The sequence below is a fragment of the Embleya sp. NPDC059237 genome, from assembly GCF_042754105.1.
GTDB lineage: Bacteria > Actinomycetota > Actinomycetes > Streptomycetales > Streptomycetaceae > Embleya.
In genome coordinates, this window is sequence record NZ_JBHZAE010000010.1 from 87,960 (window position 1) to 101,644 (window position 13,685).

At 72.0% G+C, this 13,685-nt stretch carries 8 protein-coding genes; all 8 read right to left on the minus strand.

What is annotated here, in order from left to right; genetic code table 11:
* Nucleotides 1-280: 280 nt before the first annotated feature.
* The gene (locus tag ACFXKZ_RS28885; RefSeq protein WP_380003984.1) at nucleotides 281-2,260 is read right to left on the minus strand and encodes an IPT/TIG domain-containing protein; all 1,980 of its coding nucleotides are present in this window, start codon (nucleotides 2,258-2,260) and stop codon (nucleotides 281-283) included.
* Between the two features lie 316 nt (nucleotides 2,261-2,576).
* Nucleotides 2,577-3,059: an NUDIX domain-containing protein gene (locus tag ACFXKZ_RS28890; protein WP_380003985.1), complete on the minus strand. Its 483-nt coding sequence runs from the start codon at nucleotides 3,057-3,059 to the stop codon at nucleotides 2,577-2,579.
* Between the two features lie 146 nt (nucleotides 3,060-3,205).
* Nucleotides 3,206-4,045 (minus strand): hypothetical protein, encoded by an 840-nt coding sequence (locus tag ACFXKZ_RS28895; RefSeq protein WP_380003986.1) that lies wholly within the window; start codon nucleotides 4,043-4,045, stop codon nucleotides 3,206-3,208.
* A 1,764-nt stretch (nucleotides 4,046-5,809) separates the two neighbouring features.
* Complete coding sequence (locus ACFXKZ_RS28900) at nucleotides 5,810-6,580, minus strand: SDR family NAD(P)-dependent oxidoreductase (protein ID WP_380003988.1); 771 nt, start codon at nucleotides 6,578-6,580, stop codon at nucleotides 5,810-5,812.
* Nucleotides 6,581-7,107: 527 nt separating this feature from the next.
* Nucleotides 7,108-7,542, minus strand: a complete 435-nt coding sequence (locus ACFXKZ_RS28905; RefSeq protein WP_380003990.1) for a hypothetical protein — start codon at nucleotides 7,540-7,542, stop codon at nucleotides 7,108-7,110.
* A 1,024-nt stretch (nucleotides 7,543-8,566) separates the two neighbouring features.
* Nucleotides 8,567-11,338, minus strand: a complete 2,772-nt coding sequence (locus ACFXKZ_RS28910) for a hypothetical protein (RefSeq protein ID WP_380003991.1) — start codon at nucleotides 11,336-11,338, stop codon at nucleotides 8,567-8,569.
* A 542-nt stretch (nucleotides 11,339-11,880) separates the two neighbouring features.
* The gene (locus ACFXKZ_RS28915; RefSeq protein ID WP_380003992.1) at nucleotides 11,881-12,687 is read right to left on the minus strand and encodes a hypothetical protein; all 807 of its coding nucleotides are present in this window, start codon (nucleotides 12,685-12,687) and stop codon (nucleotides 11,881-11,883) included.
* A complete protein-coding gene (locus ACFXKZ_RS28920) occupies nucleotides 12,687-13,448 on the minus strand; it encodes a ParA family protein (protein ID WP_380003994.1) in 762 nt (253 codons plus the stop codon). The genes ACFXKZ_RS28915 and ACFXKZ_RS28920 overlap by 1 nt, the downstream gene beginning before the upstream one ends.
* Between the last annotated feature and the right edge of the window lie 237 nt (nucleotides 13,449-13,685).

The window sequence follows — 13,685 nt, forward strand, 5'->3', positions numbered from 1 at the left end:
CCCGGGGGGGGGGGGGGCCGGGGGGGGGGGCGCCGCGGGGGGGGGGGGGGCGCGCCGCGGCGGGGGGGGGGGGGGGGGGGGGGGGGCGCGCCCCCCGGCCCCCCCCCCCCCCCCCGGGGGTGGGGGCGCACGCGTATGTGCGTATGTGCGTACGTGCGTAGGCGGGTACGCGAGTAGGCGAGTCCGCGCGCTTGCGCGCTTGGGCGCTTGGGCGCTTGCGCTTGGGCGCTTGGGCGCCTGGGCGCCTGGGCGCCTGGGCGCCTGGGCGCCTGGGCTCAGGTTACGAGCACAGGATGAGTAGCGATGTGACCACCGTGCACGATGCCGACGAGGAGTTGTTGCCCGGGTTGGGGTCGTTGGGTGTGCTCGCCGTGCGGGTCGCGGTGACCTCGTAGCCGAGGCCCAGGTTGAGCAGGTCGACCGGGGCGGTGAAGTGGCGGATGGTTGCCGCGCCCTTGGCCAGCGGGCCGACCGTGCAGGTGACCGTGCGGTTGGCCACCGCGCAGTCCGGTGAGGTCGCGGTCATCGGGGACGGCAGCGGCGCGACGACGGTCGCCGAGGCGAGTGCGTTCGGGCCGCGGTTGGTGACGGTGACGGTGTAGTCGATGTGTGCGCCGAACAGGCCGCCGACGCCGTTGGCCTCAAGGACCACCGACACGTCGGCCGCGCTCGCGATGTAGGTGTAGCGGTCGACCGGCACGGTCGCGCTGGTGCCGCCGGCGGTGCTCACCCGGACGTCGACCTGGCCGGCCGAACCGGGCGGCGCGGTCGCGGTGCAGGTGGTGGCGGTGCAGGTCACGGCGGTGGCGGGGCGGCCCGGGCCGAAGGTGATGCCGGTCGCGCCCGCGAGGTCGGTGCCGGTGACGGTGACCACCGTGCCGCCGGTGTCGGGGCCGGAGTTCGGGCTCACCGCGGTGACGGTGGGGGCGGGCAGGTAGGTGTAGCGGTCGGCGGCCGAGGTCGGGCTGGTCCCGCCGGGGCCGGACACGGTGATGTCGACGGTGCCGGGTGCGCCGGGGGGCGCGGTTGCGGTGAGGGTGGTGTCGTCGACGACGGTGAACGCGGCGGCCGGGGTCGTACCGAACACGACGGCGGTGGTGCCGGTCAGGTGGGTGCCGGTGACGGTCACGGAGGTACCACCGGCCGTGGGGCCGGAGTTGGGGCGCACCGACGTGACGGTGCGCGGTTGCGGGACGCCGACGACGACGATGCCGTAGGGGGTGGAGCCGACCGGGACGGTGGCCACCACGGTGTCGGTCGTGCCGTCGATCACGGACACGTCGCCGGACTGGGTGTTGGTGGTGTACACGTATCGGCCCGCGACGTGCAGGGTCAGGTTGGCCGGGTACGCGCCTACCGCCACGCTGTCGACCACCGTGTTCGTGGCCAGGTCGACCACCTTGACCTCGGCCGGGAAGGCGGAGACGTACGCCCGGCTTCCGGTCGGGTCCACCGCGACGTTGCTGGCCTCGGTGATCGGCACGGTCGCGACGAGCAGGCCGCCGGCGGTCAGGTCGAGCGTCCACAGTCCGGACTGGTTGTCGACCGCGTACAGCCGACGCCCGTCGGGGCTGAGCGCGGCCCCGTCGGGCGTACCGGGCAGCGTGATGGTCGTGCCGACGACGCCGGTCGCGGCGGTGATCACCGAGACGCTGCGTCCGGCGTTGTTGACCGCGTACACGTGTGCCCCGTCCGGCGCGACCAGTACCGCGATCGGGCTGGTGCCCACCGCGATCGTGGCGGCGACGGTGTCGGTCGCCGTGTCGACGGCGAGGACGGAGTTGCCCTGGGCCACGTACAGCCGGGTGTCGGTCGGGTCGATCGCCATCGCGAACGGCGCGCCGCCGGTGGCGATCGTGGCGACGACGGCGTCGGTGGCGGTGTCGATCACCGAGATGCCGCCGGAGTCGAAGTTCGCGACGTACACCCGGGTGCCGGCGTGGTTCGCGGTGAGGCCGTACGGGCCCCGGCCCACCGGGACGGTGGCCGTGGTGGTGTTGTTCGCGGCGTCGATGACCGAGACCGTGTTCGAGCCGGAGTTGGCCACGTAGACGGCCACGCCCGGGTGGGCCGCGGCGGCGGGTACGGCCTGGGCGATCAGGCCGGCAAGCACGAGGGCCGCGGCGGCGACGAGGGCGATCAGCCGGCCGGGCAGCGCGGGGCGCGTCGGCGGACGGTGGGGCCGGGTCGGACGGTGGAGCCGGGCCGGGCGGCGCGGGTGCCGTAACCGGTCGGCGAGTTCTGCGAGATCGTGTGACATCGGGATCCCCTCCCTGACGATGGAGCGCACCCGGCCGGCTCCATCGGGGCACACCGATCCCCACCCCGCAGTGCAGCACTCGGGCCCCCACCCGAATCCGGCGCCACGCCCGGCAACGGTGCCGAGCCGTGGTGCCGGACGGCCGCGAATCACGGACCGCGATTCGTCGGTGCATCGCCCGAAACGTACCGGGTCGGCGGGCGGTGATGCGGCCTTAACGGCGAAATCGCCTCATGGGGGCGGGAGTTGGTGTACAGGCTTCGGGGTGGGGGGCATTGGGGCGAGGGTGCTGGGGCGGGGATCGAAGGCGGTCCGCTCAGTCCCTGGGCAGGTATACCGTCCGGCCCTGGGCGCGGGCGCGCAACGCGGCGGGCACGCGCGGGGCGACCGTACTCGGCAGCAGCTCCGCGGCCCGCTCGACCGTGACGAACGCGTGGTCGTCGAGTTCGTCCTCCTGGATCCGGATGGCCGCGATCCGGTCGGGGGTGAACGTACCGCCGTCGAACATCCAACCGGTCAACGGGCGGGGCCGGGGCTCGAGTTCGGGTACCCAGTCGATCACCAGCAGCTCGCCGACGGCGACATCGAGCCCGAGTTCCTCGCGCAGTTCGCGCGCGCAGGCGTCGTGGGGTGATTCGTTGCGGTCGACGAAGCCGCCGGGCAGGTTCCAGTAGTCCCGATAGTTGGGTTTGACCACCAGGACCCGGTCGTCGGCGTCGGTGATCAGCGCGGAGGCGGCAGCGTAGAGGGAGGGCAGTTGCTCGTACCACTGCTCGGCCGGCAGGAAGTCTCGGGTCATTTCGTCGAGCCTAGCGCGTGCCTTCGAACCCCCGTCGGGCTCCACGACGCCCGGCACCGAGCCGGCACCGCAACGCCGGCACGGCCCCGCCGGCCTGGAGCCGGCAGGGCCGTGGAAAGCCGCTTCGGTCGATTCTCGGGAGTCGGTCAGTCCTTGGGAATGTAGGTCGGACAGGTCGAGAACGCGTTCTGCTGCACGCAGGTGAACAGCGCGTTCCACTTGCTGCTGCTGTCGGCGACGGCCGCGGTCAGCGTGTCGCGGCACGTGTCGTCGGCAAGACCCCAGAGGGATCCGTCCGGCCAACCGGCCTGACGAGTGCGCGTTTCGATCGTCGTGAGGCATTCCGCACTCGGGTTGTAGCGTTTCACCTCGTTGATGAACTCCAGATACTTGGGGTTCTGGAGCACGTTGGCCTGCGTGGCCAGGGTCTGCCGGGCCGCGTCCTTGGCCTGCGGCGACGCGTTCGGGTCCTGCAGCGTCGCGGTCGCCTGCGTGGCCGCCGTCGCGGTCGTGTGGATGACCTTTTGGATCTGCTGCTGGTCCACCGCCTTCTTCGGCGCCGTCGTCGGGTTTTTGGAGGCGAGCAACGCGTCACTGATCAGCGTCACGACCTGGATGGTGAACCCTCGGTCGGCCGCCGGGAAGGTCGGACTTTGGAGGCTTACCATGATCTGGGCCACACCCTGCGCGGTCCTCAGATAATCGGCTCGCTCCCCCACGGCCAACTTCGGGTCCTGGCTCCGCCGCAGCGCCTCGTTCACGCCCTGCACGACCTTCGTGTACAGCGCCCGGTCCGGCGCCGATGTCGTCGGGTCCTGGATGTGCTTCAGCGTTTGATTGATCGCCGAGACGGCCTCGGCGTACTTCTTCCGGTCATCGGGGGACGTGGACGGATTCTTGATCGCGTTCACCGCCGTGTTCAGCCCCTCCTTCAGCTTCTGCTTCACATCCGGCGGGACGTTCAGTTTGTCGATCTCGGCCTCCACCTCCCGCTTCGCGCCGTCCGGGTCCTTCGTCGGATCCGGCGGCGCGACCTGTTGCAGCTCATTGGGCGGATGCGACGATCCGCCCGGACCGGGTGTGCTCGGCGGCCCCGACGAGGGGGCGCCCGGGGCGCTCGGCGTCCCCGTCCCCGGCGTGTTCTGCTGGTTCGGCCCGTTGGGCGAGTTCGGCGTATTCGGGGTCTTCGGCGCGTTGGGTGTGTTCGGGGTGTTGGGCGGGGGCGGTGTGTACGCCGGCGCCTGCGGGGTGTTCGGGGGTTCGGGGGTGTCGGCCGGCACGCGGCTCGTGGCCTGGCCGGGCGAGGCGACCTGGGGTGCGGCGGCCGCGGCGGCGGTCGGCAACGCCAGTGCGGCAGCCAGACAGGACGTGCCTACGATGCGGGATATCTGTCGCCGGGCAGTTTTGGACATGACGAATCCAGTCGAGTGGGGACGTTGCTGCTGTGCCGTTGTCGGCTCGGCCGCTGTCGGCTCGATCGCCGATGCGGCTGCCTGCAAGCACCGGAGACCTGAGCCTCGACGGTGCGCATGTGACGGTGCACATGTATCGAACGGTGCACGCGTGACAGTGCACGTGTATCGAACAGTGCACATGGATCGACAAGAACAACTCTTCGCCCCTCCCCCGCCCGTCGCAACTCCGACCCACGCCGCCGTGCGGAGACCAGGGGTGCGCGGGGGTGGCGGGCGCGAACGGTGTGTAGGCGGCGGGTCTCGGGTGGTGGTGAAGCGGTCCCGGTGCTCGTTGTGACGTCGGCCCGGCCAAAGCCCGCGGCCGAAGGCGACAAGGGGGAGTTCCCGGCCGGCGCCGGGCACACCGGCCGGGTCCGCCGTGAGAACCGGAGACCTCGGGGGCCGATCGCAGCCGGCAGCGAGCGCGGCCACTCCCTCGGGACTCGCCGGTCGAGGCTCAGGGCGATGGCGCCGCCGTGCACCATGTCGTGACCCAGGGCCGGCGTGGGGCGGCCCGGCGGCTTCCTCGGGTGCTCGACGTTGTCCCGCAACGCCGCGACGGGCTCGTCGGTGGACAGCGCGGCCACGTCGGCGCGAGCGCGGCGGTCGGTCATGCGGTGAAGGCTGCCGCGTGCTTTGACCACCTCCGGGCCGAGCCGGGCCAACGAGCACCGGAAGCCGACCGACATGTGCGCGACCACTTCGGCGTACGCGCCAACCTGCGTACAGGGACCGGGAGTTCCAGTGTGCTCGACGGAGAGTCCGTCGAACACGGCGGCCGGTTCGCGACGTTCAGCGGTGGTGGGGGCCGCGAGCACCGCGGGGGTCGCTGCAAGCGCGGCAATACTTCGCCGCCGCCGTCGAGGAGCCCGACTTCATCCGCACCGCCGCGCGACACGACGACCGTCCCGGGGTCGAGACGGCCCTGCCCGAGGACACCTCGGAGCGGATGCCCACCGCGCTGCTCCGGGGCGAGCCGGACATCGCAATGGTCGGCGTGCTGGATCCGGAGCCTCCGGCCGGGTGACGTTCCGGATCGTGGTCGACGAACCCCTGGTTGCGGCGATGGCTCCGGGGGACACGTTGCCGACGCCGGGACGGACCACCCTCCACCCGCCCCCGGGACGCGCTCCGGGATCGGGGTGATGCCGTCCGGTGTCGAGTCGCATCAAGTCGTGTCGTATCACGTCGTGTCGTCTTGAGTCGCCCGATGCCGAGTCGAACCGTCCTGCGTCGTCCCGTGTCGTCCTGCGTCGACCCGTGTCCCCCTTGTCACCCCCGCGTCGTCTCGCCGGCTCAGCCGGCGGTCAGGCCGCTGTCGTTGTGCAGGATCGCGCCGTGTACGTTCCGGGCCTCCTCGGAGGCGACGTACGAGAACATCGCCGCGATGTCCTCCGGCTGCGCCATCGGGCGCGGCGTCATGGCGCGGCCGACCAGGTCCCAGTCCACGTCCGCGGGCATCTGGTAGTTGGCCACCAGGTTGGTGTCGATACCGCCCGGCGCGATCGCGTTCACCCGCAGCGGCTGCTTGGCGAACTCCCAGGCCAGCGACCGGGTCAGCTGGACCACGGCGCCCTTGCTCATGGTGTAGACGACGCCGTACGCCAGGCCCATCACACCGGCGTTGGACGCGATGTTGACCACGTTGCCGGACCGTTCGAGCAGGTGCGGGATGGCCGCCTGGCACATGAAGAAGTAGCCGTCGATGTTGACGCCCATCATCCGCCGGTAGTCCGCCTCGGTGACCTCCAGCACGTGCTCGGCCCGCGCGATGCCGGCCACGTTGCCCAGCACGTCGATCCCACCGAACTCCGCCACGGCCGCCGCCACCGCGGCGAAACACTCGTCCCGTACCGCCACGTCGGTGACCCGAGTGGCCACCTTGCCCGCAAGCCCGACCGCCGCCTCGGCGGTCTCGGCCAACGACGCCGCCGCGATGTCCAGCGCGAACACGTTGGCCCCCTCCGCCGCCAACCGCAACGTGGTGGCCCGCCCGACCCCCGACCCGGCTCCGGTAACCACCGCGGTCTTACCGTCGAACCGGCCGGACACATGGGCTATCGACATGCGTTCACTCCATCGGACGAGGATTCGGAAGACGGATCGAGAGGGCACGACAACGCACCCACGACCAGAGGTGACGGATCGTGCCACAGCCAAGTTGGGGAAACCAGACCCACTTCCCCACCCGTCACCGACAACCGACCGGCGGTGTGACGGCATGCGCCGCCGCACGAAAAGCAGCAACGGTGGATGCGAACGTCCGCCCCGTCATCGAAGCCCGGTAGCCAAACGGCGGCCCGCGGCCACACCTACCTGTACGAACCGCAGGACTTCGCGAACGGCGCGGCCCCGTCGGCCGAGTGCCCTCCCTACCGAAGCGATGGACACCCGACCGCGCCGAGGCCCGCCCCTCGGGACCGAACTCCACCGCTGCTCACTCGCCGGGGCTCCCACCTTCGCTACCTGGCGGGACGCGGCCTCGTGCGGGCACGGGGCGGCAAGCAGGCCCGTAACCGCCCAACGCGAAAGTCCCCCACGCCACGGTCCTCCGCGCGCGTCATCCCTCCGCACGCGTCATCCCTCCGCGCGCGTCATCCGGATGCCCCGCTGAGCACGATCGTCGCGGAGGAACGATCCAAGTAGGCACCCGCCCCGTTGTACGACCACCGGCCATGTTCGGGTACGAGCGAACGCAAGGCGCTCGGCATCTCCTCCATCGGCGGCCCGGCGCTCGCCTGCCACTGCCCCCACCCTTTTGCGGCGACGGTATCCGCGAGATGAACGACGCCGTAGTAGCCCCAGTCGTGCGGCCCGGGCACCGTCACACGCGCCGTATCGGGCGTACCCATGGCCCGGACGCACCACTTGGCGGAGGTCACGGAGCCCAACTGCGGGAACACCGCCAACAGGTCGGCCGTGACGGAACTCGTCGGTTCACAGCGGTGCGCCGCCTTTTCGTCCTTGTCGTCACCGTCTCCGAGGCCGCACGCGCCGACCAGCATTCCGGCCGCCGCCGTGAGCCCCACGACGACCCTTCGCGCCGTATTCCTCATCCGGCCTCGTCCATGCGCTCGTCCCCCGACCTCGGCACCGAACCGACACCCGAGTCTGGCATCGAGACCACGGTCGATACATCCGACCTGGTGCGTAGTTCGTGCGCGCCACCCGGCTCATCACCCGCAGACCCGGCCCGTACGAACTGCCCGGCCGCCCCGACCAGGTCAACACCCACGCGTCGGGCCACCCACGGTGACTACCGCACCGGCCCGGCCCGCGCACACCGACCGGGAGCCGACCGCCACGCAATAGAACCTTCCAGGCTGCCCTCTCCAGGCGCGTCAGCGCCCACGACTCGGGCTGACCCCGGGATCGACGCGCGCAGCGCGGAGAGCGGCGGAGCCGCGAAGTTTGGGTCGGGTGGCCCGGAGCGAAGCGGAGGGACACCCGACCCCGAGCGAGGGGCTGCTTTTCTGCGGAGGAGCGAAGCGGGGGAACAGAAAAGCGGTCCCTCGCGAGCCGGCGCGAAGCGCCCAACAAGGAGCAACGCCGCGAACACGACTCCGGGCACTCCGAGCCGCCCTACCTACCCTTCAGGCCCCCGCGACCACAGCGCCCGGCTCCGGCAGCCGCCCGCTCCCCACGCGCCTCGGGCCCATCCCACGACAACGCGCGACCCTGGCAGGCCGCCCTGCTCCGCAACGACCCGGACCCACCCCACAACGCGCACCGGTGGCAAGTCGCCCCGCTCCGCCGAGACGCAGGCCCTCAACGTCCAACCCCAGCAGGCCACCCGGCTCAGGGCTCGCCCCACAGCGCGCCACCCTGGTGAGCCCCCATCCCGACGACTCGGGCATCACCGTGCCTGGCAAGCCACCCCCCTTCACCGCCACCCGAACCTCGCCCCACAACGCGCGACCCTGGCATGCCACGCCGCTCCGCTGGGCATCAGGCGCCGATCACCGCGACAAACGCGCACCGCTCCGCGCCTCGAGGTAGGGCCTCGGCGAACGGCCGACAACGGACCGTCATCACCTCGACGTTGGATGCGTGTCAGATGCCGGCGTCGCTGAGTTCGGGGTCGTCGGCGTGGTTGCGGCGGGCGTCGAGTTCGTCCTGGGCCAGGCCGAGGAGGCGTTGGCCGGTTCGGCTGCTGACGCCGAGGCGGCGGCCGACCTCGGCGCCGGTGACGTCGGCTTCGGCGGCGAGGAGGGCGACCAGTCCGAGGATCCGGGGGTCGCGACGTGCGGCGCTGGTGAGCGGGGTGCCGTCGACGGCGTGGCCTTGGCGCGGGAAGTCGTATCCGGGCGTCGCCTCGACGGCGGGGGATGCCGTGTCCGAGGTCGCGGCGTCGGCGTCGGCGCCGGCGCTCCCGCGCTTGGCCCCCGCGCCCTCGATTGCTCGTTGCTCGGGGATCGTGTTGGGCGACGGCGCGTCGGCCGGGAGTACGTCCGACACCGTCGGCCGCGTCACGGCCCGGCGGCGCGCGGTGTCGGCCTCGGCGTTCCGGGCCACGTCGGCGCGAGTCGACCCATGGCGCGCGTCGGAACGCGGGGCCGGGCCGTCGGCGCGCCGTCCCCGATCCGCGCCCGCGTCGCCGTCGTGGGGAACATGCGCCTCACCCGGTGACTTGGCCGCGGCCCGGTGACGCAAATCCGTGACGTCGGCCGCGATGGCGGCCGACGTATGGTGATGCAAGTCGCCCTCGGCAGGCGCGCGCGAAGCCCCCCGCGCCCCGGCGCCCTTGGTGGCGCCGACCGGCCCCGGGTCCGACGACACGGCACCCTCGTCCCGGCCACCGTCCGCCGAGTCCGGCCACGCGACCGTCACGTCCCGCCGCCCGCCGGCGCCCGAGCGGCCTCGGCGAACTTCCGTACCCTCCGGCCAATCCGCCGCCACGTGGCGCCGCCCCCCGACACCCCCGGGCGCCACGGCAACGACACCGGCATCGACCACACCGGACACCGACACCTGACCACCCGTCTCCTCCGGCCACACCGAGCCGGCCACGCCATCGGCCGGCCGTCGGCGAGTGTCCGACGCGCCATACGGCGTTCCGGACACTCCGTGGCGGCCGTCCGCCTCCGTCGGCCATCCGGTCACCACATCGCGACGCGTATCGGCCGCACCGGACACGGGGCCACCGGACACGACGTCACCCGGCACCGCACCACCCGCCACGGCGACATCCCCCACCGGCCGCTCGGCCCTCGGGGCATCGCGCACCGCCGAGTCGTCGGGGTCGGCCGACTGCCGGCGGATGTCCGACGAGGTCGCTCGGCCGGCGGGCGCGTCATGGCCGATGCCCCCGCCCTCGGCACCCGGCGCCACGACATCGGCGACGTCCATCGGCCGCCGGCGCATGTCCGCAGCGGCCACCCGACCGGCGGACACCTCATCGGACACACCACCGGACACCGCGACACCGGACAGAGGCATCCGGCCATCCATCTCCCCCGGCCGACCCGCCGACCGCCCGTGGATGTCCGAGGCGGCCGACCCGCCCGCAGGCACTTCGCGAGGTGCATGCGCGATGCCTCGCGACGTCACGCCAAGCGCGTCCGAGCCACGCGCGACACCGGACACAGGCACGCCCGTCGATGCGCCGGCGTCCGGGTGTTCGGTGTCGGACGCGGCGTACATCCCGCCCTCCGGACGCAGCCGGCCCGGGCCCGTCACCGCCCCGAAGCGCCCCCGATCGTCGCCTACCTCGTGACGAAAGGGCCCGCCTGCGGACACCACCGCCGATCCGTGGCCGAGATCGTCGTGTCGGCCGTCACCGTTCGGCGCCGCGGCGCCCGCGCCCGCGCCCGCGTCCGTGTCACCCACACGCGGCCGTGGCATCCTCGGCGTCGGCGCGGCTTCACCCACTCTCGGGTCGGCGGCCCCCGGCGCAGGCCACGTCATCGTGGCCAAGCGGCCGACGTCGACCAGGACTCGGAGCTGGGGAAGCACTGCGGCCTCCACCTCCGCGTCGGCCAACCGCACCCGGGACGCGGTGCGTTGGGCAAAGGCCTCGGCGCGGCGATACCGGCGGTCGATCCCGCGTACCGACCGCGCCGACGCCCCACCCGTCCCGGCACGCGCGTCCCTGGCCTCCGTGGCCTGGCGCAGCCGGTACAGCGCTCGCGCGGCACGCCGCTCCCGGACCCGCTCGGTCGCGTCGGCCGCGCCGAGGTGTTCGTCGCTCGCCAGTTCCGCCAGGACCAGGACCCGCTCGATCGGGTGCAACCAGCGGATCCAGCCCACCCGACGGTCGGCCCGCGCGGTCCGGGCGTGGCGCTCCTCGGCCAGGCCCAACTCCCACAACACCGCCGCGATCGGCGCCCAGATGCCCAACGCGAACATCTCCCCGAGGCCGGCCCCCTCACTGGCCGACATCGACGCCGACAACAGCGCCAGTACCCACACCAACGCCCCGGACAGCCCCGCCGCCGCGCCCCGCGAGGCCCGCCGCCGAGCCCGCAACGCGCAGACCACCGCGGCGAAGTCCAACGCGACGAAGGGCAGATACGCCCACGGCCCGGTCAGGCCCATGACGTCCCGACCGAACTTGCCCAGCTGCGCCGCCGACAGGCCCGCCGCAGCGGCCGCGACGCCCGCCGTCAGCAGGTCCTCGACCCGCCGGCCGCGCCGATCCCGGGTCGCGGCCCGGTCGCTCTCCAGCGCCTTCCGGGCCTCTTCGGGCAACGCGGCGACCCTGGCCCGCTCGGCGACGGCCCGGCGGCGTGCCCGTTCGATCAGGACGGCCGACGCGAGCACGACGAGGGCTCCGGCCAGGTAGGGCCAGTCCCGGGACCAGTCCCAGCGCGCGAGGTCCAGCATCTGTACGACAACTCCTTCGTCCCGCGCGAGGCACGGGTCCGATTCGGGAAGTGCTCGTGTCCGTGGGTGATACGACCGCAGGAAAGGGCCCGAATCACCGGCGGATGATCCGATCGAAGGTCGACGCAACGTGCGATTCGGCTACCGAACCAAGCCCGTTCCCGGGGCGATCCGATCAGACGCCACAGACATCCCGACCGCCGCAACGCTCCGGACACAGGAACTCCGGCCACGCAGGAAGCACGTATCGTCCGGGCCGCCCACAGCGGCCCAACCGCAGCCGACCGAATCCCAGCGAGTCCAAACGAGTCCAGACGAGTCCAGACGAGTCCAGCCAAAGCAAAGCAAGCCCAACGACGGCCAACCGAATCCCGGCGAGTCCAAGCGAACCCAACCGAGTCCAATTGGACTCACCAAAGCACCGCCGCCGGCAGCCACCACCCAACAACCATTACCGGGCAGCCCACTGCCACTGCCCGGCAACCACGCGGCAGCCAAACGTCAGCCGTCAGCCGTCAACGACCCACCGCCAACCACCCGCCCTACGCGCTCAAGGCATCCTCATCCGCGCCCCGCCCGCCCCGCGACCCGTCGCCGACGTCCCCATCCGCCTCCGCAAGCTCCCGTCGAGCCTGCGCAACCTGCCGCTCCAATTCGTCGAGGTACGCCACCGCCGCCGCGCGATCCTGCCGGGCGAGCGTGCTCAGCCAGCGGCGCGGGATGGTGTCCGCGGCCTTGGCCGTGTAGTCGACCACCCGCTCGCCCTCGGGCTCCGCGGGTTCGATGCCGAGCGAATCGAGATAGCGCCGCACCTGCTCCACCGCGGCGGCAGGCGAAAAGGCATCCCCGATGGCGGCGACCGCACCCCGCAGCACCGACGCGGTGAGCGGCACGAACTCGGCCTCCGCGACGGTGCGATACACCGTCACCGCGGCCTCGTTCCCGTACCGCCCCGCCAGCGGGACCAATTCGCGCACCTGGGCCTCGTTCACCGCCTTGAGTCCAATTGGACTCAACGCCTCGGCGATCGGCCACGCCTGGATCAGCCGGTCCGCATACCTACGCTGCATGTCCCAGCGATCGAGGCAGTACTCCTCGAAGCTCTCGTAACGCGTGCGGTACAACCGCGCGTCGCGAACGATCTGGAGCGCCTTGCCCGCCGCCCAGAACGCAACCCGCAACGTCTCGATCGCCGCCTCGCACGCGGCCAGTTGCCGCTGCTCGTCGTCGATCAGCACCGGGCTGTCCGACAACGGCCGGAACGGCGTGGGCAGTTCCTTGGCCATGTCGGCGGCGGTACGCAGCCGACGCGGCTCGGCAGCCGTCCGGGGAGTACGCTGCCGGCCCATCAGAGCGCCTGCTCGATCGCGAGGGCGAGCTTGTAGAAGTCCTCTCGGGCACGCAACGCGGTACCGCTCTCCTTGTATTGGGTGACCACGAGCCCGCCCTCCGCCGCATGGGCGTGGATCTTGTACTTGCGAATCGGTTCCCGCGCCCGCGGATACCCGCGTTCGTCTATCCACGCCTCGACCCGCGCCCGGTCGGTCTCGCCGTCGCGCGGGTCCCACAGGTTGACCACCGCGATGTACGGGATCCCGCGCGGCTTGAGCACCCGCTCGATCGTGTACTCGCTGGGCGACCAGCTCATGAACTCCGGCGTAATCGGTACCACGGCCAGGTCCGCCACTTCGAGCATGTCGCGCAGCGCGTCCGCCGCCGCGCCGTGGCCCAGCGGGTCGGTGGCGAGTTCGGCCTCGGGGTCGGTATCCATGAAGCCGGGGCTGTCGACCACGATCCGGGCAACGCTCGGGTCGGCCTTCAACTCGGCCAGCATGCCGGGCTTGCCCTTGGTGGACATGTAATCGAACGGCAGCAGTTCCTCGGGAACCCGGTCCGCCCAGTCCTCCATCGACCCCTGGGGGTCGATCCCGCACGCAACCACGGGCGCGTCGGCATCCGGATCGATCGGCCCGGTGGGGGTGAAGTTCTGACCCTGAACAGCGGCCAGATTCACCGCGATCGTGCTCTTGCCGACACCACCCTTGCGGTTGATGACGACCACGACTCTGGCTTTCGACGGCGGCGCCGCCGACCGGCGGGCAGGGCTCATCTGGGACCTCCGTTGGCTTCCCCATAACGGGTACTCGGACATCACCCAGCATGCCAGACCCCCACGGAGCAACCCCCATTCGGGACGAACGACACTCCGCAAGCCCGAACAAACCAGCCATACCCCCACCGGAGCCCCAGTCAAAACCCGGACGCCCGCGTCACCCAAAGCCCGAACCGGCGCAACCTCCCACATCAGCCCGATCGATGGTGCGGAGCAACCACAACCCCAAACCAC